Origin of the sequence: Amycolatopsis speibonae, from assembly GCF_042647925.1 — a bacterium.
Taxonomy (GTDB): domain Bacteria; phylum Actinomycetota; class Actinomycetes; order Mycobacteriales; family Pseudonocardiaceae; genus Amycolatopsis; species Amycolatopsis speibonae.
Genome location: NZ_JBHRWK010000006.1, coordinates 25,670 through 48,041, shown reverse-complemented (window position 1 = coordinate 48,041; position 22,372 = coordinate 25,670). Strand labels below are relative to the sequence as shown.

Sequence of the window (22,372 nt, the reverse complement as noted above, 5' to 3'; positions counted from 1 at the left end):
CCTTCACCACCTCCAGGACCGCCCCACACGCACCAGCAGCCACAACAGTCACGGGCGGGCGCGCGTGAAGGACCCCTTCCCGCGGCTCAGCGGAAAGCTTCGACGTTCGCCGCGGCCCATTCCGCATAGGTGACACCAGGCCGTCCGGTGAGCTCCTGGACGACACCTGTCGGCTTGTCGGGGTTCTCGGTGAAGTACGCGAAGCCGTCGAGCAGCCACTCCACGATCTCCACCGGGATACCGGCGCCGGCCCACTGCCGGTTCGCCTCCTCCCGGGTGAGTTCCTGGAAGGTCACCTCCTCGCCGAGCGCGGCCGAGATGGCGGCGACCTGTTCGCGCCGGCTGATCGCCGTCGGCCCGCTCAGCGTGTGCTTCTTGCCGACGTGCCCCTCGGTCAGGATGACGTGCGCCGCGACGGCGGCGATGTCCCCGAGGTCGATCGGCGTCATGCGTGCTTCGGCGTAGGCCTCGCGGACCACCCGCTCGGCCTTGATCATCTCCGCCCAGCCGAGGGTGTTGTTCATGAACGCGCCCGGCCGCAGGAACGTCCACTCGAAGTCCGCCGCCAGGATCGCCTTTTCGATGATCGCGTAGGCCACCCCGCTCGAATTCTCCACCGGGTCGTCGGCGTTGCTGCCCGACAGCGCCACCACACGGCGCACTCCGGCCTCCTTCGCCAGTTTCACGAAGTCGTCCACCGTGTCCGCCAGCGGCGCCAGGTACACGGTCTCGATGCCTTCGAGGGCTTCCGGCAGGGTCTCCGGCTTGCCGAGGTACCCCTTGGCGACCTCCACCTGCTCGGGCAGCGCCGCCTTCGCCGGGTTGACGGTCAGCGCCCGCACCGGCGCTCCGGCCTTCACCAGCTCGTCGACCAGCAGCCTGCCGACGCTTCCGGTCGCACCGGTCACCAGGATCGTCACGATTCCCACTCCTTTTCGTACGTCCTACGGGAATAGTTTAACCGTACCCGATACGAGAATGTAGAATCCAGCTTCACGGGCGAGTGGGAGTGTGGATGGACTTCGAGCGCAGTCTCGATCTGTTGTGGCGTGACCGCGGCGAGGCCCGGCAACCGACCAGGGGGCGGAAGCCGAAACTGACCCTCGACCAGGTGATCGCCACCGGCGTCGCGCTCGCCGACGGCGCGGGCGAGGCGACCGTGTCGATGAGCCGGATCGCCGAGAAGCTCGGCGTCGGCACGATGACGCTGTACACCTACGTCCCGGGCAAGACGGAACTGCTCGACCTCATGGTGGACTCGGTGCTCGCCGAACGGGACCTCCCCGGCCCCGGCGATCCCCTGCCGGACGGCTGGCGCGAGCAGGTGCGGCTCTACGCCGAGCGCACCCTGGCCGTCTTCCGGGCGCATCCGTGGCTGCGCTCGACGTCGATGGTGCGGCCGGTGCTCGGTCCCGGGCTGATGGCGGGCCAGGAGTACCTGATCGCGGCGGTGTCGGACATCGGGCTGGTGCCGCGCAAGGCGGCCGCGGCCGCGAACAGCATCGAGATCTACGTCCAGGCGAACGCGACGCTGTTCGCCGAGACCGCGCAGGTCGAACAGGAGACCGGGCAGTCGACGGACGCCTGGTGGGGGCAGCGGTCGGTGTTCTGGGAGAAGTACTTCGACGTGGAGCGGCATCCGGCGATGACGCGGATGTGGGAAAGCGGCGGCTACGAGGCCGAGACCTGCGAAGCCGCCGACGAGACCTTCACGTTCGGCCTGGAGCGCATGCTGGACGGCATCGAAGCCCTCGTCTCCCCCTGAGCGAGTTGCGTCAGGAGACGGTGGGGAGATCCGGGGCCGAGACGTCGAAGACCTTGCCCTCGCGGGTGAGCAGCGCGGCCAGGACCTTCGCCTTGCGTTCGGTGTCGGCCGAGGTCCCCCACCGCACGGTCTTCCCGTCGGCCAGCGCGAACTCGACGCTGCCGGGCGTCTTCGCCGTCGCTGTGGTGACCTGCTTGAGCAGCTGCTGCGGGATCACGCCGAGGACGCCGGTCACCGCGCGGGTCACCGGGTCGTCGGCCGACACCGAGGGCAGCTTGAGCTCGGGCAGCCCGGCGGGCCGCTCCTTGACCGTCTTGAACACCACTCCCGCGCCGTCGACGAGGTGCACGCCGTCGCCGCCGGGCCCGCTGTCGAAGAACGCGATCGCGGCGCGTTCGGTCACGGTGATGTCGAGGGTGTCCGGCCACGACCGCGAGACGTCGACGGTGGCGATGCCGGGCATCTGCGCCACCCGGTCACGGATCTCGTCGGTGTCCAGGCGCAGCATCGGCTTCTGGTCCGGCACCGCCGCCGTGCCGCGGATCTGCTCCGCGGGCACGGAATTCGCCCCGACCACGTCGACCTGCCGCACGCCCAGCATCGAGCTGAACCACAGCAGGTAGACGAGGGCGGCGATGGTCAGCGCCGAGAGAAGCGTGACCCATCGCCGCCGCATCTCCTTGTGCCGCGACGGCCGGGCGGTGCGGCGGCGGTCGTACCCGGACTGCCTGGCGCGCCGCTCCTTCAGTCGTTTAGTCCGTTCGGCCCGCGGAGTCCGCTTGACCCGTTCGGTGCGCGGACGCCGACCGGGTTCGGCCGGGCGGCGGCGTTCCCCGGTCTGTGTCATGGCTGCCCGCCGGCCGATGTCATGGCTAGCCCGCCCGCCGGTCCAGCTCGGCCAGGATCTCCGGGCCGAGCTGCGTGACGTCACCGGCGCCCATGGTCACCAGCAGGTCGCCGGGTTTGACCAGATCCGCCGCGAGCTTCGCCGCGACGTCGAAAGCGGGCTGGTAGTGCACGGGGACACCGGAGATCTGGTCGGCGATGAGCGCGCCGCTCACCCCGGGCTCCGGCTTCTCGCGGGCCCCGAAGACGTCCAGCACGACGACCTCGTCGGCCAGCGCCAGCGCGGCCGCGAACTCCTTCGAGAACGTCTTCGTGCGCGAGTACAGGTGCGGCTGGAAGACGACGACGACCCGGCCCGTGCCCGCGGCCGTCCGCACCGCGCGCAGCTGCGCGTCGACCTCGGTCGGGTGATGCGCGTAGTCGTCGTACACCCGGACGTCGCCCGAGCGGCCCTTGAACTCGAACCGCCGCCGGACGCCGCCGAACGCGGCGAGCCCTTCGGCCAGTCCTTCGACCGGCGCGCCGAGCTCGATCCCGGCCAGCAGCGCGGCGACCGCGTTCAGCGCCATATGCTCACCCGGCACCGCGACCCGGAGGACGATTTCCTCGCCCTGCAAGGAAATCCGGACCACGCCGCCGTCCGGGGCGGGTACGAAGTCCAGGATCTTGGCGTCGTCCGGTCCGGTGACCGAACGCCCGTAGCGGCGGACGCGGATGCCCTGCGCCGAAGCCTGCGTACCCAGCGCGTCGGCGCCTTCGTCGTCACCGCAGACGATGAGCAGCCCGCCCGGCTCGATCCGGCCGAGGAAATCGGTGAACACCGAGACGTACGCCTCGGCCGTGCCGTGGTGGTCCAGGTGGTCCGGCTCGACGTTGGTCACCACGGCGACCGACGGCGAGTAGGCAAGGAACGACCCGTCGCTCTCGTCCGCTTCGGCGACGAAGACGCCGCCTTCGCCGTGGTGCGCGTTCGCGCCCGACTCGTTGAGGTCGCCGCCGATGGCGAACGACGGGTCGAGACGGCACTGCTGCAGCGCGACGGTCAGCATCGACGTCGTCGACGTCTTGCCGTGCGTCCCGGCGATGCAGGCGACGCGGTGGCCCTCCATCAGCCCGGCCAGCGCCTGCGCGCGGTGCAGCACGGTGATCCCGCGTTCCCGCGCGGCCACCAGTTCCGGGTTGTCGTCCTTGATGGCGGTCGACACGATCACCGAGGACGGGCCTTCCGGGAACGCGTCGAGGTTCTCGGCACTCTGGCCGACGGCGATCTCGGCGCCCTGGGCACGCAGCGAAAGGAACGCGCGCGACTCCTTGGCGTCGGAACCGGAGACCCTGGCCCCGCGGGCCAGCAGGATGCGGGCGATGCCGCTCATCCCGGCACCGCCGATCCCGATCAGGTGGGCACGCGTGAGCGTGTCGGGAAGGTTGTCAGGCACCGGCGGCCTCCAGCACGATCTTGGCAAGGGTCTCGTCGGCTTCTCGGTGGCCGAGACCGACCGCGGCCGCGCTCATCTTCGCGATCCGGTCGGCGTCGGACACCAGCGGGATCACCAGTTCCGCGACGTTGGCGGGGGTGAGGTCGGCGTCGGCGACCATCAGCCCGGCACCCGCGTCGACCGCGGGCCGGGCGTTGACAGCCTGTTCGCCGTTGCCGTACGGCAGCGGGACGAACACCGCGGGCAGGCCGACGGCGGAGACCTCCGCGACGGTCATCGCGCCGGACCGGCACAGCACCGCGTCGGCGGCGGCGTAGGCCAGGTCCATGCGCTCCAGGTACGGCACCGGGACGTACGCGGGCCGTCCGGGGAACTCCTGGACGACCAGCGTGTTCTTCGGCCCGTGGGCGTGCAGGACACCGACGCCGGCGTCCGCGAACTCCTTGGCCGCGCCGGAGACGGCGCCGTTGATCGACACCGCGCCCTGCGAGCCGCCGAAGACCAGCAGCGTCGGGGCGTCCGGGTCGAGCCCGAAGAACTCACGGGCCTCGGCACGCAGCGCGGCCCTGTCGAGCGAGGTGATGGAACGGCGCAGCGGGATGCCGACGACCTCGGCCCTCGCCAGCGGCGTCCCCGGGACGGCGACGGCGACGCGGACGGCGAACCGCGCGCCGACCTTGTTCGCCAGGCCCGGCTTCTCGTTGGCCTCGTGCACCACGATCGGCGTCCGCCCGCGCGCGGCGAGGTACGCCGGAAGCGCGACGTAACCGCCGAAGCCGACGACGACGTCCGCGCCGACCCGCTCCAGGATCTCGCGGGTGCGCTTGACCGAGTCGCGGACCTTCAGCGGCATCTTCAGCAGTTCCGGTGTCGGCTTGCGCGGCATCGGGACCGGGGGGATCAGCTCGAGCGGGTAGCCGCGCGCCGGGACGAGCTTGTTCTCCAGCCCGCGCTGGGTTCCCAGCGCGATCACCTTCGCGTCGGGACGCAGGCGCATCACCGCGTCGGCGAGGGCGAGAGCCGGTTCGATATGCCCTGCGGTACCGCCGCCGGCGACCACGACCACCGGCGCCTTGCCTTCGACCTCGGCTGCGGCGCCGCCTCTGACGGGGTTGTTCACCTATGACCTCTCCGGTTTGCGGTACCCCGTTTCGCGGTACCGCGGTTCACCGCGGTTCGCGCGGCCGTCCTCCTGCCGGGTTCCCGCACCGAACGGCGCCGTTCCTGGGCGGTCGACGGCCTCGCCGTCCTCGGCGCGGGCCTCGCCGCCTTGGCGGCGCCGCCCCTGGCCGCGGCACCCTTGCGCTTGGCGGGCGGGCGGTACGGCTCGGGGGCGGGAAGCCTCAGCAGGCGTCCGAATTTACCTGGCCCCTGCGAGCGCAGTGCGGCCACCGCCTCCGGTTCGTGCCGGGCGGCGTTCGCGAGGATCCCCATGATGAGCATGGTGATCACCAGCGACGTCCCGCCATAGGAGATCAGCGGCAGCGTGACCCCGGTGACCGGCAGCAGGCCGACGACGTAACCGATGTTGATACCCGCCTGCGCGACCAGGAAGACGGTCAGCGTGCCCGCCACGATGCGGATCCACGGGTCGAGGTTCCGGGTGGCGATCCGCAGGCCCACGACGGCGACCCCGGCGAACAGCCCCAGCACCACCGCGCAGCCGATGAAGCCGAGTTCCTCGCCGATCAGGGCGAAGATGAAGTCGTTCTGCACGTTGGGCAGGTAGCCCCAGTTGGACTGGCCCTGGCCGAGCCCCTTGCCGAACAGCCCGCCGTCGGCGAGCGCGAGTTTCGCCTGGTTGGCCTGGAAGCCGTCCGCGCTGACGTCCGGGTCGCCGGAGACGAACGACAGGACCCGGGCGAGCCGGTACGGCTCGATGATGGCCAGCACCAGGACCCCGGCGAGACCACCCGCGAGGATGACGCCGAACAGCCGTTTCGGCGCGCCCGCGAACCACAGCAGCGCCAGCAGCACCACCGCGAGGGTGACCGTGCCGCCGAGGTCGGGCTGCATCATGACCAGCGCGAACATCAGCAGCGCGATCGGGACGACCGGGACGAGCAGATGCCGCCACTGGTTGATGATGTTGTACTTGATCACCAGGATGTGCGCGCCCCAGAAGGCCAGCGCGACCTTGGCCGCTTCGACCGGCTGGAAGGCGAAACCGCCGAGCCGGAACCAGCCCTGCGAGCCGTTGACCGTGGACCCGAGCGGGGTCAGCACCAGGAAGAGCAGCCCGAGGCAGACCACCGTCGCCGTCGCCGAGAGCCGCCGGACGCGTTCCAGCGGGACCCGCAGCCCGACCCAGAACACCGCCGCGCCGATCGCGACGAACATGATGTGCTTGCTGAACTGGGCGTACACCCCGGTGCCGGTCTTGGGGTTGTACGAAGCGACCGACGAGGCCGACAGCACCATCACGATGCCGATCACGGTCAGCACGCCGGTGAGCGCCAGCACCAGGTGGAACGAGGCGAGCGGCCGCGAAAGCCACGCCGTCAGCGCGGTGCGGAAAGCGACGAACGGGCTTTCCTTGTGCTCCCGCCGTTTACGAGGCGGCCTCGGAGAAGGCCCGCTCTTCCTGTCCTCAACCGCCGTCACTGGTCTCCCCCGCACCGTCGCGCAGGACACGGACCGCACGCGCGAACGCGTCGCCGCGCTCGCCGTAGGAGCGGTACATGTCCAACGACGCCGCGGCGGGGGCCAGCAGCACCACATCTCCAGGGCGCGCCAGGGCGCGGGCCGCCTTCACCGCCGCAGTCATGGTGTCATCGTCACCCGAAGGGAGGCTGTTGACCGGGACATCGGGCGCGTGTCGCGCAACAGCGGCGGCGATCACGGGTGAATCCACACCGAACAGGACGACTCCGCGCAGCCTCGCGGCGATCGAGCCGACGAGTTCGTCCACGGAAGCGCCCTTGAGCTGGCCACCGGCGATCCAGACGACGTTCAGATGCGCGCGCAGCGACCCGCTCGCCGCGTGCGGGTTGGTCGCCTTGGAGTCGTTGATGTACCGGACGCCGTCGATCTCGCCGATCTCCTCGGCGCGGTGCGGGGCGGGCCGGTACTCGCGCAGGCCCTTGGCGACGTCTTCGCCGGTGACGCCGTACGCGCGGGCCAGCGCGGCCGCGGCCAGCGCGTTGGCGACGTTGTGCGGACCGGCGGGGCGGACGTCGGCCAGCGTGCCGAGTTCGTCGGCGCTGGTCGCCGGGTCGGCGACGAAGGCGCGGTCGACCAGCAGGTCTTCCACTATCCCGAGTTCACCGGAGCGCGGGGTGTCCATGCCGAACGCGACGCGGCGGGCGTCGGCGGGCGCGTGCTCGTCGGCGAGGCGGGCGGACCACTCTTCGCCGAGGTTGTGCACCACGTTCCGGGAGTGGGTGTGGACCCGCCCCTTCGCGGCCGCGTACTCCTCCATCGAGCCGTGCCAGTCGAGGTGGTCCTCGGCGAGGTTCAGTACCACCGAGGCGAGCGGGGCCAGCGTCGACGACCAGTGCAGCTGGAAGCTCGACAGTTCCACGGCGAGCACCTCGTGCCCGGCGCGCACCGCGTCGAGTACCGCGAAGCCGACGTTCCCGCAGGCCACGGCGTCGACCCCGGCGGAACGCAGGATCGACTCCAGCATCCCGACGGTGGTGGTCTTGCCGTTGGTGCCGGTGATCGCGAGCCACACCGGTGGCTTGTCGCGCAGCTGCCCGACGCGCCACGCCAGCTCGACGTCGCCGATCACTTCGAGACCCGCCTCGGCCGCCGCCACCAGCAGCGGCGACGTCGGCTTCCAGCCGGGGCTGGTCACGACCAGCTCGACACCTTCGGGCGGCTCCGACAGGCCCGGCACGAGTTCCGCGCCGAGCCCTTCGAGTTCCGCCAGCCGTTCGGCGTCGCCGTCGGTGACGGTGATCCGCGCACCCAGGTCGGCCAGGACGGGGACGATGGATTTACCGGTCACCCCGGCTCCGGCGACAAGGACGTGACGCCCGGCTAGCTCCACTTCTCAACCCCCGAAGCTGAGCTGTTCGCTGTAGAACAGGCCGAGACCGAACATGCAGCAGATGGCCGAGAGCAGCCAGAACCGGATGATGACCGTGGTCTCCGCCCAGCCCGCCAGTTCGAAGTGGTGATGGAACGGGGCCATCCGGAACAGCCGCCGCCTGGTCGTGCGGAACACCGCGATCTGCGCGACCACCGAGATCATCTCGACCATGAACAGACCGCCGATGACGATGGCGAGCAGTTCCGTGCGGGTGGTCATCGACAGACCGGCGACGAGGCCACCGAGGGCGAGCGAACCGGTGTCACCCATGAAGATCTTCGCCGGCGCCGCGTTCCACCAGAGGAACCCGACACAGGCCCCGGTCGCCGCGGCGGCCACCACGGCCAGGTCCAGCGGGTCACGGACGTCGTAACAGGCGGTCTGCGGGGAGACCGCGCACGAGAGGCGGGTCTGCCAGAAGGCGATGACGACGTAGGTCGCCAGGACCATCGCCGCGGTGCCACCGGCGAGACCGTCGAGGCCGTCGGTGAAGTTCACCGCGTTCGACCAGCCCGAGATGACGATGTAGCAGAAGATCACGAAGAACACCGACGGGAAGGTGATCAGCGCGAGGTCCCGCACGTAGGACAGGCTCTCCGACGCCGGGGTCAGCCCGCGCTCGTCGGCGAACTGCAGCGCCAGGATCGCGAAGGCGATCGTGACCACCAGCTGGCCGACCAGTTTCGCGGTCTTGTTCAGCCCGAGGTTGCGCTGCTTGCGGATCTTGATGAAGTCGTCGAGGAACCCGACGATCCCGAGGCCCACCGCCAGGGCCAGGACCAGCAGGCCCGAAGCGGACGGGCCGCCGGTGCCGTTTCCGCCGCTGATCGCGCTGATCAGATGGGCCACGAAATACCCGACGACCATCGCGACGATGATCGCGACACCACCCATCGTCGGGGTACCGCGCTTGGATTTGTGTCCCTGCGGTCCTTCCTCCCGGATCTCCTGGCCGAAGCCCTGCCGGGAGAAGACCCGGATCAGATAGGGAGTGAGGAGGATGGAGACCAGCAGGCCCGCGCCGGCCGCGATCAGGATGCTGATCACGCGTCACCACCGTTCGAGCGTTCTTGAGAGGGGGAAGGGGGTACTACAGGGGATTCTGCGTTCGTTTCGGGGGAGGCGAGCACGGCGTCGGCCACTCGCCACAGTGCGGCGGCCTTGGACGCCTTCACCAGCACCACGTCTCCCGCGCGGAGCTGATCATGCAGCAGGGCGATGGCGGCCTCGACGTCGGGTACCAGTACCGACTCCTCGCCCCAGGAACCCTCCTGCTGGGCGCCCTGATGCGTGGCCGCGGCCGCCTGGCCGATGACCACGAGCTTGTCGATGTTGAGCCGGACGACGAGCCTGCCGATGCCGTCGTGCGCCGTGACCGAGTCCTCGCCGAGGTCTCCCATCACGCCGAGCACGGCCCAGGAACGGCGCGTCGCGCTCATCGACGCGAGCGCCTTGAGCGCGGCCCGCATCGACTCGGGGCTGGCGTTGAAGGAGTCGTTGAGCACCGTGACGCCGTCGGCGCGGGTGGTGACCTCCATGCGGCGGTCCGAGCGCCGTTCGAGGCTCGACAGGCGGGCCGCGACCTCCTCGACCGTCGAGCCCGTCTCCAGGGCCACGGCGGCGGCGCTGAGCGCGTTGCCGACCTGGTGCTCGCCGTAGAGCGGCAGCTTCACCGGCGCCTCGCCGTCCGGGGTGACCAGGCGGAACGACGCGCGCGCTTCGTCGTCGAGGGTGATGTCCACAGCACGGACCCGCGCGGACTCGCTCTCGCCGACGAACACCACCCGCGCGGTGGTCCGGCTCGCCATCGCCGCGACGTACGGGTCGTCGAGGTTGAGGACGGCGACACCGCCGTCTTCCGCGCTCGGTAAGGCCTCGACGAGCTCGCCCTTGCCCTTCGCGATGCCCTCGCGTGAGCCGAACTCGCCGACGTGCGCGGTGCCGACGTTGAGCACGACCCCGATCCGCGGCGGCGCGATGGCCGCCAGCTCGGCGATGTGGCCGGGCCCGCGGGCGGACAGCTCCAGCACCAGCTGCCGGGTCGAGTCGTCGGCCCGCAGCGCCGTCCAGGGGTGGCCCAGCTCGTTGTTGAACGATCCCGGCGGCGCCACCGTCGGACCGAGCGGCTCCAGCAGCTGGGCGATGATGTCCTTGGTCGAGGTCTTGCCGGCCGAGCCGGTGACCCCGACGACCGTCAGGTGGTCGCCGGAGAGCTTCCGGACCACGTGCCGGGCGAGCTTCGCCAGCGCGGCCAGCACCGCGGCGCCCGCCCCGTCCTTGTCCGAGACCAGCGCGAACGCCCGGTCGTGGGCGACACCGGCGTCGAGCGGCGGCACGATCACGGCCGGGGCGTCGACCTCACGGGCCGCGAGCACCGCGACGGCGCCGGACTCGACGGCCCGCGCGGCGAAGTCATGGCCGTCGACCTTCGCCCCGGGCAGCGCGACGAACAGGCCGCCGGGCGTGATCTCACGGGTGTCGAATTCGACGCTTCCGGTGACCTCGGTGGTCCCGTCGGTCCGATGCAGCCTGCCGCCGACGATGGCGGCGATCTCGGCCAGGCTGAGCACGATCACACTGTCTCCAGACGTCTGCGGATGGCGGAGGCCAGCTCTTCCCGGTCGGAGAACGGGTGCACGACACCCTGGATCTCCTGGCCGGTTTCGTGGCCCTTGCCCGCGATGAGCACGATGTCGCCGGGCCGGGCGAGCTCCACCGCGTGGACGATGGCGTCCCGGCGGTCGGCGATCTCGAGGATCTCGCCGCCCTGGGCCGGTCCGGCGTTGCGGGCGCCGGCCAGCATGGCCGCCCGGATCGCGGCCGGATCCTCCGACCGCGGGTTGTCGTCGGTCACGATCAGCACCTCGCTGCGCCGGACCGCCGCCTCGCCCATCACCGGGCGCTTCGCGGTGTCACGGTCCCCGCCGCAGCCGAGGACGGTGATGATCCGGCCCTCGGTGCGGGCACGCAGCGCGTCGAGGCCCTGCGCGACCGCGGCGGGCTTGTGCGCGTAGTCGACCACCGCGGTGAACGGCTGGCCGAGGTAGACCCGCTCCATCCGGCCCGGCACCTCGACCGAGGCGAGCCCGGCGACGATGGCTTCGAGCGGGACACCGGCGGTGGTGAGGATCGCGGCGGCGAGCACGGCGTTCGCCACGTTGAACTCACCCGGCAGCGGGATCTTCGCCGACGCGGCGAGGCCGTCGGGGCCGTGGAGGGTGAAGGTCTGCTCCCCCGCCGGCGTCGGCGTCAGGTCGGTGGCGCGCCACAGCGCGTCCGTGCCCGGCTCGGTGGAGACGGTCACCGTGTGCGGGGTGAGCAGCGCCTGGCCCCAGGCGCTGTCGACGACGACCACCTCGGCGGTGGAGCGGCCGTCGAACAGCAGCGACTTGGCGGCGAAGTACTCCTCCATGTCCTTGTGGAAGTCCAGGTGGTCCTGGGAGAGGTTGGTGAAGGCCCCGACCGCGAAGCGCGTGCCGTTGACCCGGCCCAGCGACAGCGCGTGGCTGGAGACCTCCATCGGGACGTGCGTGACCCCGCGTTCCACCATCACCGCCAGGAGCGCCTGCAGATCCGGCGCCTCGGGGGTGGTGAACCCGCTGGCCAGCCGCTCGCCCGCGATCCGGGTCTCGACCGTGCCGATCAGCCCGGTGGTGAGCCCGGCCGCCTTGAGCCCGGCGTCGACCAGGTACGACGTCGTGGTCTTGCCCGCAGTCCCGGTGATCCCCAGGACGGACAGCTCCAGCGACGGCTCGCCGTAGATCCAGGCGGCGATCTCGCCGAGGGCGGCACGCGGGTCCTGGTGCACCAGGATCGGCACGCCGGCGTCCCGGAGCACCGGACGTTCGGCGCCGGCCTCGTCGGTGAGCACGGCGGCCGCGCCGGCGGCGATGGCCTGGTCGCTGAAGTCCGCGCCGTGGGCACGGGCGCCGGGAAGCGCGGCGAAGAGGTCGCCGGGGAGGACGTGCTGCGCGCGCAGCGTGCTGCCCGTGACCGTCAGCTCGGCCGCGGCCGGATAGTCGTCACCGTCCACCACGAGTCGCGCGCCCGCCCTGGCGAGCAGCGTGCCCAGTGGCATCGGCTCGATCCTGGCCGGACGAGGGGGTGCGGCGACGGCCTTGACCGGACTGTCCGGGACCTGGGCAGCCGTCGCGCCGGACCCGCTTTCGACGGCGGGACCGCTGCGGGGATCTGAAGTAGGCACCGACACAGCAAAGGAGGTTACCGGCGTGGCATTCGGGTGACTGAAGCGGTGCGGGGTGTGAGCGCGGCGATCATGCTCGTGGTAATGGGTTTCATGAGCTCTCGTTGGCGCACAAGGGCTTCCGACTGTCGCTTGAGGACTTCAGGGCCGAGCGGGCCCGGGTTTCCGGACACCGCCCGGTGCGGGGAACCGTTCACGGACAGCGACGATCACGTTCCGGCGCGGTGCCCGGGACCGGATCTCGCTCATCCGTCCCGAAACACGCGAGTTACGGCCCCAGACACGCGAGATCCGGCTTCAAGCACGCGTGGTACGTCAGGAAAGCACCAGCGGGACCTGGGGCGTAGGACCGTTCGAAAGCGGGATCTGGAACCGCTGCGCCAGGTAGGCGGCCACCGAGTGGAACAGCGGCGCGGACGAGCCCCCTCCCGGCAGGGAGGTGTCCGGCGCGTCGAGCCGGATGCCGACCACGAAACGCGGGTTGTCGGCGGGCAGGATCCCGGCGAAGGTGATGTTGTACAGCTGGTTGCTGTACTTCTTCGTCTGCGGGTCGACCTGCTGGCCGGTGCCCGTCTTGCCCGAGATCTGGTAGCCCTCCAGCGCCGCCTTCGGTCCGGTGCCGCTCTGCAGCCCGCGGCCGCTCTGCGTCACCGCGCGCATCATGTCGCGCACCGTCTTCGCCGCCTGCGGGCTGATGACCTGCACGGTCTTCGGCGCCGGTTCGGGGACGACGGTCCCGTCCGGGTTGACCTTCGCCTTGACCACCCGCGGTTCCACGCGCAGTCCGTCGTTCGCGATGGCCTGGTACATCCCGGCCATCTGCACGACGGTCATCGAAAGCCCCTGCCCGATCGGCAGGTTTCCGAAAGTCGTGGCGTACCACTGGTTCCGGGGCGGAACGACGCCTGGGCTTTCGCCGGGGAGGCCGAGACCGGTGCGCTGGCCGAGACCGAACTTCTTGAGCAGGTCCGCGTACTTGTCCTCGCCGAGCTTCTGCGCCAGCAACAGGGTCCCGACGTTCGACGACTTCGCGAAGATGCCGGTGGTGGTGAACTGCTGCGTGCCGTGGTGCCAGGCGTCCTTGACGATCTTGTCCGCGACCTGCAGCGAACCCGGTACCGCCAGTGACGACTCCGGGGTGGTGATGCCGTCGTCGATCGCGCCCGCGGCGGTGACGATCTTGTTCACCGAACCGGGTTCGAACGGTGTGGTCACCGCACGGTTGTTGAGGTTCTCCGTCTCGCTGCGCGAAGCCGGGTCGTTGAGGTTGACGGTCTTGTCGTTGGCCAGTGCGTAGACCTCGCCGGTCTTCGCGTCCATGATGACGGCCTGGCCGCCCTTGGCCTTCGACTTGACGACGTACTCGCTCAGCTGCCGCTGCAGTTCGTACTGCAGATCGGTGTCGATCGTCAGCTGCAGGTCCGAACCCGGGACGGCGTTCTGGATGTCCCGCTCGGTACCGGGGATGACGAGGTTGTCGTTGCCGTTCCGGGTGTTGACGATCTTGCGGCCCGGCGTTCCGGCCAGGTCGTAGTCCCGGGAGGCTTCGAGCCCGTAGCCACCGTGCAGGTTGTGTTTGGAGAGGTCCTTGTCGTCGGTGCGCCAGTTCGCGTAACCGATGATGTTCGCGCCCACCGAGTCACCGGGGTACTCCCGCTTCGAGCGCTTTTCGACGCTGATCCAGGGGAATTCCTTGACGATCGCCTCGGCGACCGACGGCTCGATGTCGTGGACCAGATAGGTGAAAGCGTCCGGTTTGTGGAACTTGTCCAGCAGTTCCTTCTCGGTGATCACGCCCGGCAGCTTGGCCGCGATCAACTTCGCCGCGCCCGCCACCTCGGTCTCGAAGTTCTTGCCCTTGGTCGGGTTCTTGGCGGCGAAGTCGTCCATCGTCTTGTGGAGCCAGTTCAGGCTCACCGCGAGGGTCCGCACCTCGATGCTGAACGCGATCTTCGTCCCGTTGCGGTCCAGGATGGACCCGCGCTGCGCGGGACTTTCGATCACCGACGCCCGCTGTCGTTCCGCGGCTTCGGACAGCGCGCCGGCCTCGAACCACTGCACCTGCACCAGTTTGAGGCCGGCGAGCACCATCACGATGATCAGCAGGATCCGGACGCCGGTGAACCGGCTCGGGTTCCCGCCGTTGCCCCGCCGGGCGGTGGCACGACGGGTCCCGGCCGCATACGTCCGCCGAGCGCTCCCCGCCGACCGTGACCGGGCCTGCGCCGGACGGCCGGGTGACATCACTGACCTCCCTGCGCCGGAGGTGCGGGAGGCGCCGGCGGCGCGACGTTCTCCTGCGGGACCGCGGGCTGGTCGCCCTCGATCGGCGCGCCCTGCTGAGTGCCCTCGGCGGGCGGCACGGACTGGGGCTGGGCGACGGGGGCGTCACCCGTGGCCTTCTTCGGGTCACCGACCACAGTGGACTGACCATCCGGTCCGACCACGATGTGCGCGGGGTCACCGCCGGGCACCATGCCCAGCTCCCTGGCCTTGGGCGCCAGCGAAGCGGGCGACTCGGCCTTCGCGACCTCACGCAGCAGCCGTTCCTTCGACTCGGCGAGCCCGGCGTTGGTCGTGCGGAGTTGTTCGAGCCGGTACGAGTCGGCGATGGCCTGCGTGGTCAGCCACAGGGTGCACGCCACGCCGACGGCAAGCATGCCCATCATCATCAGCACGAACGACGCGCGCGAGCGCGGCCAGCGCAGCTTGAGCTTCTTCCTCGGCTCTTCCTTGCCCGCGCCGCCGTCGGCGTCGGGACGGTTGCGTCGCTGGTCTCGCTGCAGCAGATCGGCGCGCTGGGCGCGACGGGCGTAGGCGCGTTCCGCCGCCGACGTCCGGCCGCGGGAGGCGCGAGTGGACTTCGTGGTCTCGGTGGTGTCCGGCGTTTCCTCGACCGTGCCGGTCGCGCGGGCACGCCGTCCGGGCGCCGGTGTCCGGCGGCCGCGGGACTTCGCGGGAGCGGTCATCGTGCTCGGTCTCCGATCCGTTCGGCGGCTCGCAGCCGCACGGAGGCGGCCCGTGTGTTCTGCTCGGTCTCCGCCTCGCCGGCCTTCTCGGCCCCTCTGGTGAGCAGTTTCAGTTCCGGGCCGTGGCCCGGCAGTTCGACCGGAAGCCCTTCCGGCGTCCGGGATTTCGCCAGTTCCGCGAAAGCCTGCTTGACCAGCCTGTCCTCGAGGGACTGATAGGACTCGACGACGATGCGGCCGCCGACGGCGAGCGAGGACAGCGCCCGCGGCATCGCCCGCCGCAGCACCTCCAGTTCGCCGTTGACCTCGATCCGCAACGCCTGGAAGGTGCGTTTCGCCGGATGCCCGCCGGTGCGCCTGCTCGCCGCGGGGACCGCGTCGTACAGCAGTTCCACCAGCCGCCCGCTGCGGGTGAAGGGTTCCTTCTCTCGTTCCGCCACAACGGCTTTGACGATCCGCTGGGCGAATCGTTCCTCGCCGTAGTCACGCAGGATCCGGATCAGCTCGCCCGGGGCATAGGTGTTGAGCACGTCGCCCGCGGTGATCCCGGTGGTCGGGTCCATCCGCATGTCGAGCGGGGAGTCCTTGGAGTAGGCGAAACCACGCTCGGCGCGGTCCAGCTGCATCGAGGAGACACCGAGGTCGAACAGGATCCCGTCCACTCTGGACAGTCCGAGATCCTGCAGCGCGGACGGCATCTCGTCGTAGACGGCGTGCACGAAGTCGACGCGATCACCGTGCGGCGCAAGGCGTTTCGCGGAGAGCTCCAGCGCGTTGGGGTCGCGGTCGAGCGCGACCAGGCGCAGCGCGGGGAACGCGGTGAGCAGCGCGTCCGAGTGACCGCCGAGTCCGACGGTCGCGTCGACCAGCACGGCCTCGCGGTCGGAGAAGACCGGCGCGAACAGCTCGACAATGCGGTCGAGAAGCACCGGTACGTGCTCGTGTTCGCCTGCCATGTCTTCCCCCCTTTCCTGTAGTGCCGGGGAAGATGCCGGATGCCGTCAGGTCCCTGTCCGCCCGCCTACTGACCTGGTACCGGGGAAGGTGTACCAGGGCCACTGAGCGGACAGAGGCCTCACGGCATCCGTGTGGGCGGTTTCCGGCGTTCCCGAAGCGTGAACCCGCGCCCCCCGACGGCGTGGGTGCTTCCTCGGCCACGTCTAGAAGACGCCCGGCAGAACTTCCTCTCGAGCCTTCGCGTAGCTGTCTTCGTGTTCGTCCAGGTAGCCCTGCCACGCTTGGGCGTCCCAGATCTCCAGCCTGGTGATCGCCCCGATCACCACGCATTCCTTGTTCAGCCCGGCATAGCGTCGGAGCTCGGACGCTATCGCGATACGTCCTTGCCCGTCCGGGCGTTGTTCGTCCGTCCCGGCGAAGAGGTAGCGCTGATAGGCCCGGACCGCCTCGTTCGTGAACGGGGCGTCGGCGACCTTCCTCGCCATCTGCTCGAACTCGGCCCGGGGAAAGACGAAGAGACAGTGATCCTGCCCCTTGGTGATCATCAGCCCACCGGCGAGCGCGTCGCGGAACTTCGCGGGCAGCGTGAGCCGCCCCTTGTCATCCAGTTTCGGGGTGTGGGTGCCGAGGAACATCGGCTCCACCTCCCTACCGATCCTGGCTGTGAACAACCAAGGTCGGCCACGGGGCTCCCTTCTGCCCCACTGCGCACCACCGTACCCCACTTTTCACCACAGTCAACGCGGCAAAAGCCGCGACCACTCCGTCGTGTCAGACGTTTTCGCTGGTCAGCCAGGTGGGGCCAGGTGGGGGCGTGGTGGGGGACGGTGGCCAAGATCCCCCTGGGCGGGTATCGAAGCAACCTCATCCATGCCTGATGCGTCCGGATAACGGCAGCCGGAACCCTGCTGTGGGGCGAAGTGGGGGTGAAAGTGGGGAATCCGGCGAGGCACGGTGGGGGCATTGTGGAGCGTCATCCGCGACGGATTCCGTACCTGGCGGTACTTCCCAACGAGCCTCGTGAGTGGTAATGACGGTTCCAACCGTCCTGTTCACTCACGAGACCCGTTCATTCAAGAGCCCTGTGGAGCCACGACGCGTCGGTTCATCCCAGGTATCCGGCTGTCCTAATCGGACACCTCAGCGTTTGCGCTTGCGACGTCCGTTCATGCCGGACGTGGCACGACGACTGACGCCTCGCCAGTCCTTGGGCTTCTCCTTCGGCTCGGGCAGCAACCGACCGAGACGGCCGCCTGCCCAGAACCCGGCGAGCCAGCCGGGGATCACGCTCACGAAGACGAGAAGGATCCACCAGCCGTCGGCGACCGGCCACGACGGCCGGTCGACCGGGACCACGGAAGATCCGCCCCGCGAGCTGTTCTTCTTCGTGTACTTGAACTCCTCGACCGCCACGCTGCCCGCCAACGCGGAGACCGAGGTGACGGTCGTGGTGGAGACCGGTTCTTCACCAGGGGAAACGTTGTCCCATCGGACTTCCGCCTCGCACGAGTACGTCATCCAGGTGTGGACCGCGCTCCTCCCGCACTGCCCGACCTGCGCGGTACCGGTCCTGGTGAGCGTGCCCCACGGCTCGAAACCGGCCACCCATTGCAGCGAGAACATCAGCCACAGCGTGAGAAGTACGCCGAGGGCGCCCATCACGCCAGGAGGCCACCACCGGGTGCGGCGGGCGCTGTCACCTTGTCCGGTCATCAGTCATCGTCGTCGAGCGAGCCGCTGATCCGGCCGGTCTTGGGCGGGACGACCTGGCCGCGCCCTGGCGAGCCGCCGTCATATTGATCGTGGTCCGCGGCGGCCGCCTTCCCCGCTTCCTTGGCGACCTTGAGGCCGGTGTTCTCGGCGATCTTGCCGCCGACGGTGTTCTCCAACCGGTCTTTCGCGCCACGGAGGTACTTGAGGTTGTCGCCCTTGAGACCGTCCAGCGTCTTGTCGCTCGCCTTGATCGCCTTGTTCGCCTCGCGCCCCAGCTCGGACGACTTCCGGCCCAGTGCCCGTGTCGCTTCCCTGGCACGCCCGCTCGAACCTTCGAACCGCTTCACGAACCGCTGGATGGCGCCGAGCAGTTTGCCGAGTTTCTTCTGGATCTTCGCCATCACCTTGACCGCGTCGGCGAAGATGCTCGCGGTGAACGCGGCGACCGAACCGCCGAGAGTGAACCACGACGAGGCCAGGGCCAGCAGCGCGCGGGTGATCACGTCACTGATGAAACCGGCGATGATGTCGAAGATCAGTGCCCGCGCGGTGGCCACCACCATGCCGCCGGTGGTGATCCACTGTGCCGAGTCCTTCGCTTCGGCGGCGACGTCACGCAAAGACTGGGTGTACTGCAGCGCGACACGGCGGTAGGCGATGGCCGCGTCACCGTCCCATCCGGATGTCGTGCTCAGGGAACCTTCGTAGTCGCCCGCCACGGCTTCGAGTTCGGCCGCGATGTTGTTCCAGGTCTGAGCCGCTTGCTGGACCAGCTCGGGATCACCGGTGAGGATCTCCAGCGGTTCGCGGATGAAGTCCAGGTTCTCCATCAGCCAGCCGACGCCGGCCTTCACCAGCTCACCGAGCGGGTTCAGGACCATGGACAAGACGTCCAGACCGAAGGAGACGCCGTCCATGGCGACCGCGAACGCGTCGAGATCTTCGCCCTTCGCCCCCTTGTAGATGTCGCCGACCACGCTCGACCCGCTGTCGAAGACGCCTCCGCCCTTGAACGGCTCGGACTTGTCTTCCTTTTGCGCGATCAGGTTTTCGCTCACAGCTTCTTCCCCAGATCCCGGCTGAGCTGCGCCGCGTCGTCGTCGATCTTCGCGTAGTCCGTGGCCGCCTTCTTCAGCGCATCGGACAACGCGTCGCCGAGGTTCGCCGCACTGGTCATCAGCTCGTCCGCGTCCCCCTGGGCGATCTGCAGCACACCTCCGACGGGCACCGCGCACAACAGGCCGTAGCCCGCGAAGCCGCCCATGCCGACCTGGTTCGCCGCCGAAGCCGCGCCGCGGATGCGCTCGGCGAGGTCGGAGACCTGGTCCGCGTGTGCCTTGAGACGGTCCGGCGAGACGCCGTATCCCGGCCCGCTCACGAGCGGCCGGTCCAGTCGACGTTCTGGAAGTCTTCGCCGTCGTCCTCACCGGACGCGGGACGGGAAGGCCGGCGCTTCGGCGCTTCGGGCGCGGGTTCCTCCTCGGGGACCACGAAGCGCGCGGAGTCGTTCTGTTCCGGAGCGGCCTGGGGCTCTTCCCTCGGCGGCAGCGTGCTCTTGATGAAGTCGACCGCGTCGGAGTCTTCGCCGGTCAGCCCGGCCATGATCTCCAGGGTCCGGTCCGCGGCCTTCGTCGTCGCCTTGCGGTAGGTGCTCATGATCAGCGACGCGAGCTGGGCGGGCGGCCGTTCCTGCGCCTGCGGGGACAGCGCGAGCGACGTCAGGCCACCGCCGGGGTTGACCGTCACCGTGACCATCCGGTCCGGGCTGCTCAAGGTGACGACGTTGTTCTCCAGGTCGGTCTTCGCCTGTTCCGCCTTGGCGAGCAGCGCGGCACTGCGCTGTTCCTGTTCGCGCATCCACTCCTGCGGATCGCGCACCTGGCCACCGAACGGCACGGTCATCCCGGAACCCCCTTCTCCCGAAGTCCCCCCTCGGGCACTCGACTCGTCAAAACCTAGCGGTCCGCGTCCAGCAGCGAAGCCAGGCGCGCGGCCAGCCTGGGACCGTCCACAGGGGACACGTTCACCCACGCCTGTCCGCCGCGGCCCTCGGTCCGCGCCGCGCAGTACGCGCCGACGTCGGTGTCGAACCAGGTCAGGCCGCCTGCCCGGTGCGCCCGGCCGTCACGGTCGCGGGTCCGTACGGTGAACTGGCCCGCACTGTAGACCGGCCTCGCCTGGATCGCGAGCACCTCGCGCAGCTGATTGTCCGAGGCCGACGACCGCCCGCCGTCACCGAACACCGGATCCTCCAGGTCGCCGCCGAAACGCGCCGCGGGCAGGCTGATCCCGTAGCCCGGGCCGGGCCGCAGTTCCGGCAGGACGTCGACGATCGCGGCGAACACCTCGCCGTCGCCGATCCCGGAGAGCGCGATGGTCTGCTCGGGCTGGGTGGCCAGCACGCCGTGCCGCCCGCGCGCGGCCGCGACCGCGCGGAACGGGGCTTCGGCCGTCATGTCGGCCAGCGCCTCGCATTCGACATAGACCTCGGCACGCGCGAGCAGGTCCAGCCGCGCTTCGAGGGCGGCGTCGAGCCGGTCCCCGTCGTGGAGGCCCCGTTCGGCGAGGTTTTCGTAGACCGCGCCGCGGATCTCGGCGCGTTCCGCTTCCGTGGTTCCGACGCTGCGGACGGACAGCGGCCAAGGCGGGGGCCCGTGCCCCAGGTCGGACCAGAGGACGTCGAACGCCGACGCGGAAACGCGGATCAAGACCGCCCCAGCTCGGGCGGCTTCCCGAAGGAGACCTGCGGGGTCAGCGAGTGCAGCGACGCATCGCGGGTGTTCATCACGTCGACGGCCTTGCGCCGGGCGGCCTCGGCCTCCGCGTGCTTGGCCTCCATCTCGTCGGCGAGCGCGGCGAGAAGCGCGAGGTTCCCGCCCGCGGCCGCGCCGCGGATCATCGAGCCGGGGTCGTAGTCCACCGGCGGCGGCATGTCAGCGCGGGCCCGCGCGGCGGCCTCGGCCTGCCCTGAGACCGCCTGCCCGAGCGCGGACGAGAGATCGGCGGACCAGGTCAGCCAGCCGGACGCCGTGGCCAGCACGCCGCGGAGCGCGTCACCCGCTTCGCCCCGCCAGTTCTCTTCGCTGCTGCCGACGAGCCCGGCCAGCTCGGACGTCGCGTCGTGCATGCGTCCCGCGAGCGCGTCCCAGGCGGCGCCGATGCCGCCCGCCGCCTCGGGGTCGTTGCCCGCTTCGACTTCGGCGGCCAGCGCCTCATGGCTGTAGGCCTCGTACCGCGTGGCCGCGACCGGGATCTCGCGGCCCGGCGTTTCTCCTTCAGGCACGGCACCTTCTCCTAAGGCAGTTTGGGTTCGGCCAGTCCCGCCACCTTCACCGCGCGCTCGCAGGCGAGCGGGGTGTCGGTGAAGTTCGTGTTGCTCACGTCGATCTGGACACTCGCCTTCTTCCCCATGCCGAGCAGGACCGCACAGGTCCCGTCGGCGGCCTTCTTGTCGGCGACCTTGAGCGCTTCCCGGTCACCGACCTTGGTCTTGGTCGCGGTCTTCCGCGCGATCTCGAGGTCGGCCAGCCCGTTCCGCTCGTCCACGGTGATGGTGAGGCCGAAGGTCGCGGGCACCGTCCAGTCGCAGGCGCGGGCGCCGTTGATCTCCTTCGGGACGCCGAGCACGTTCAGCCCGGCCGTCGACCGGTCCTGTGGGTCGAGCAGCGAACAGGGGTCCACCCTGTCGTCCGGCACGGCCGCCGAAGACGCCGAAGCCGAGCGAGCCGGGCCCGCGCCGTCGTCGGCGGCGGGAATCCGTGCCTGGCCTGCGGCCCCTTGCCCACAAGCGGACACTGTGAGGAGGGAGAGCGCGCCGAAGAGGGCCTGGAGAGGGAGGCGTGAGCGCATGGGATCAGCCGCCGACACAATCCACGTCCGCCGCCGCTTGTTCATCCTGTCGGGTGTATCGGGCCAGCGCCTTCTCGATCCGGTTCTTGAGCGCCTCGAGTTCCCTGCCGAACGCGGTGAGCGCCTCGACAGCGGAGCCGTCGGCGCCGATCCCGTACTGCGCCATGAACTTGCCGACCTCGTCCGCGTATCCCCCGCCGAGGGGAACCGTGCGGCCGAGGACCTTGGCCTCCCGGACCATCTGGCCGACCACGTCTTGCAGGGCGGAGATCTTCACGTGGGCATCGGACGCCAGTTCCGGCGCGACCGCGAAGCCGCTCAGATCGAACCGCGGTTTGGCGGTGCTCACCTCGCTCATATGCGATTACGCCTCTCCGTAGTCGGACGATCTCGCAACGGAGCATACGATAAAACCCGGTGTCAGCGGGAGCACCTGAAAACACGCTCAGCTCACCCGATCGAGGTAAGGTCTCTGGTTGCACAGAGTCATCGACTGGGGTTGGCGGGGTTCCCCCCACGAGTTCGCCCGAGTTTGACACACTTCGTGGGAGGCTGACCGCTGCCCGAGGGACTGCTCGGGTGTGGAAATGCTGGCCT

General features: G+C 70.0%; 22 protein-coding genes. 1 reads left to right on the top strand and 21 read right to left on the bottom strand.

The window, feature by feature from the left end:
• Window positions 1–86: 86 nt before the first annotated feature.
• On the bottom strand, window positions 87–920 hold the full coding sequence (locus ACFOSH_RS03360; RefSeq protein ID WP_378237132.1) for an NAD(P)H-binding protein: 834 nt from the start codon (window positions 918–920) through the stop codon (window positions 87–89).
• 95 nt (window positions 921–1,015) lie between these two features.
• Between ACFOSH_RS03360 and ACFOSH_RS03355 the strand changes: the two genes are divergently transcribed.
• Window positions 1,016–1,765 (top strand): TetR/AcrR family transcriptional regulator, encoded by a 750-nt coding sequence (locus ACFOSH_RS03355; protein ID WP_378237130.1) that lies wholly within the window; start codon window positions 1,016–1,018, stop codon window positions 1,763–1,765.
• Window positions 1,766–1,775: 10 nt separating this feature from the next.
• Here ACFOSH_RS03355 and ACFOSH_RS03350 read toward each other — a convergent pair whose 3' ends face one another.
• The 20 genes from ACFOSH_RS03350 to ACFOSH_RS03255 all read right to left on the bottom strand — a co-directional run bounded on the left by ACFOSH_RS03350 (window position 1,776) and on the right by ACFOSH_RS03255 (window position 22,133).
• Window positions 1,776–2,612, bottom strand: coding sequence for a cell division protein FtsQ/DivIB (locus ACFOSH_RS03350; RefSeq protein ID WP_378237129.1), 837 nt, complete (start codon window positions 2,610–2,612; stop codon window positions 1,776–1,778).
• 25 nt (window positions 2,613–2,637) lie between these two features.
• A complete protein-coding gene (gene murC, locus ACFOSH_RS03345; RefSeq protein ID WP_378237128.1) occupies window positions 2,638–4,047 on the bottom strand; it encodes a UDP-N-acetylmuramate--L-alanine ligase in 1,410 nt (469 codons plus the stop codon).
• Window positions 4,040–5,167, bottom strand: coding sequence for an undecaprenyldiphospho-muramoylpentapeptide beta-N-acetylglucosaminyltransferase (murG, locus tag ACFOSH_RS03340; protein WP_378237127.1), 1,128 nt, complete (start codon window positions 5,165–5,167; stop codon window positions 4,040–4,042). The genes murC and murG overlap by 8 nt, the downstream gene beginning before the upstream one ends.
• A complete protein-coding gene (gene ftsW / locus ACFOSH_RS03335) occupies window positions 5,164–6,651 on the bottom strand; it encodes a putative lipid II flippase FtsW (protein WP_378237126.1) in 1,488 nt (495 codons plus the stop codon). The genes murG and ftsW overlap by 4 nt, the downstream gene beginning before the upstream one ends.
• Window positions 6,638–8,041, bottom strand: a complete 1,404-nt coding sequence (gene murD / locus ACFOSH_RS03330) for a UDP-N-acetylmuramoyl-L-alanine--D-glutamate ligase (protein WP_378237125.1) — start codon at window positions 8,039–8,041, stop codon at window positions 6,638–6,640. The genes ftsW and murD overlap by 14 nt, the downstream gene beginning before the upstream one ends.
• Before the next feature lie 3 nt (window positions 8,042–8,044).
• Window positions 8,045–9,130, bottom strand: coding sequence for a phospho-N-acetylmuramoyl-pentapeptide-transferase (gene mraY, locus ACFOSH_RS03325; RefSeq protein ID WP_378237124.1), 1,086 nt, complete (start codon window positions 9,128–9,130; stop codon window positions 8,045–8,047).
• Window positions 9,127–10,659, bottom strand: a complete 1,533-nt coding sequence (locus tag ACFOSH_RS03320) for a UDP-N-acetylmuramoyl-tripeptide--D-alanyl-D-alanine ligase (protein WP_378237123.1) — start codon at window positions 10,657–10,659, stop codon at window positions 9,127–9,129. Before ACFOSH_RS03320 ends, mraY begins: the two co-directional genes overlap by 4 nt.
• Window positions 10,656–12,161 (bottom strand): UDP-N-acetylmuramoyl-L-alanyl-D-glutamate--2,6-diaminopimelate ligase, encoded by a 1,506-nt coding sequence (locus tag ACFOSH_RS03315; protein ID WP_378237139.1) that lies wholly within the window; start codon window positions 12,159–12,161, stop codon window positions 10,656–10,658. The genes ACFOSH_RS03320 and ACFOSH_RS03315 overlap by 4 nt, the downstream gene beginning before the upstream one ends.
• A gap of 441 nt (window positions 12,162–12,602) precedes the next feature.
• Window positions 12,603–14,531 carry a peptidoglycan D,D-transpeptidase FtsI family protein gene (locus tag ACFOSH_RS03310; protein WP_378237122.1) on the bottom strand — a complete coding sequence of 643 codons (1,929 nt, stop codon included), beginning with the start codon at window positions 14,529–14,531 and terminating at the stop codon, window positions 12,603–12,605.
• Window positions 14,531–15,256 (bottom strand): hypothetical protein, encoded by a 726-nt coding sequence (locus ACFOSH_RS03305; protein WP_378237121.1) that lies wholly within the window; start codon window positions 15,254–15,256, stop codon window positions 14,531–14,533. Before ACFOSH_RS03305 ends, ACFOSH_RS03310 begins: the two co-directional genes overlap by 1 nt.
• Window positions 15,253–16,212, bottom strand: coding sequence for a 16S rRNA (cytosine(1402)-N(4))-methyltransferase RsmH (gene rsmH, locus ACFOSH_RS03300; protein WP_378237120.1), 960 nt, complete (start codon window positions 16,210–16,212; stop codon window positions 15,253–15,255). The genes ACFOSH_RS03305 and rsmH overlap by 4 nt, the downstream gene beginning before the upstream one ends.
• A 204-nt stretch (window positions 16,213–16,416) precedes the next feature.
• The gene (gene mraZ, locus ACFOSH_RS03295; RefSeq protein WP_091616769.1) at window positions 16,417–16,848 is read right to left on the bottom strand and encodes a division/cell wall cluster transcriptional repressor MraZ; all 432 of its coding nucleotides are present in this window, start codon (window positions 16,846–16,848) and stop codon (window positions 16,417–16,419) included.
• Window positions 16,849–17,353: 505 nt separating this feature from the next.
• On the bottom strand, window positions 17,354–17,926 hold the full coding sequence (locus tag ACFOSH_RS03290) for a hypothetical protein (protein WP_378237118.1): 573 nt from the start codon (window positions 17,924–17,926) through the stop codon (window positions 17,354–17,356).
• Entirely contained in the window at window positions 17,926–18,984 is a 1,059-nt protein-coding gene (locus ACFOSH_RS03285) for a WXG100 family type VII secretion target (RefSeq protein WP_378237117.1), read from the bottom strand. Before ACFOSH_RS03285 ends, ACFOSH_RS03290 begins: the two co-directional genes overlap by 1 nt.
• Window positions 18,981–19,304, bottom strand: coding sequence for a type VII secretion target (locus ACFOSH_RS03280; protein ID WP_378237116.1), 324 nt, complete (start codon window positions 19,302–19,304; stop codon window positions 18,981–18,983). The genes ACFOSH_RS03285 and ACFOSH_RS03280 overlap by 4 nt, the downstream gene beginning before the upstream one ends.
• Window positions 19,301–19,828 (bottom strand): YbaB/EbfC family nucleoid-associated protein, encoded by a 528-nt coding sequence (locus ACFOSH_RS03275; RefSeq protein WP_378237115.1) that lies wholly within the window; start codon window positions 19,826–19,828, stop codon window positions 19,301–19,303. The genes ACFOSH_RS03280 and ACFOSH_RS03275 overlap by 4 nt, the downstream gene beginning before the upstream one ends.
• 53 nt (window positions 19,829–19,881) lie before the next feature.
• The gene (locus ACFOSH_RS03270) at window positions 19,882–20,634 is read right to left on the bottom strand and encodes an ESX secretion-associated protein EspG (RefSeq protein ID WP_378237113.1); all 753 of its coding nucleotides are present in this window, start codon (window positions 20,632–20,634) and stop codon (window positions 19,882–19,884) included.
• Entirely contained in the window at window positions 20,631–21,209 is a 579-nt protein-coding gene (locus ACFOSH_RS03265) for a PE-PGRS family protein (RefSeq protein WP_378237112.1), read from the bottom strand. The genes ACFOSH_RS03270 and ACFOSH_RS03265 overlap by 4 nt, the downstream gene beginning before the upstream one ends.
• Window positions 21,210–21,220: 11 nt before the next feature.
• Complete coding sequence (locus tag ACFOSH_RS03260) at window positions 21,221–21,775, bottom strand: DUF3558 domain-containing protein (protein ID WP_378237111.1); 555 nt, start codon at window positions 21,773–21,775, stop codon at window positions 21,221–21,223.
• Window positions 21,776–21,779: 4 nt separating this feature from the next.
• Window positions 21,780–22,133, bottom strand: a complete 354-nt coding sequence (locus tag ACFOSH_RS03255; RefSeq protein ID WP_378237110.1) for a hypothetical protein — start codon at window positions 22,131–22,133, stop codon at window positions 21,780–21,782.
• Window positions 22,134–22,372: the final 239 nt, after the last annotated feature.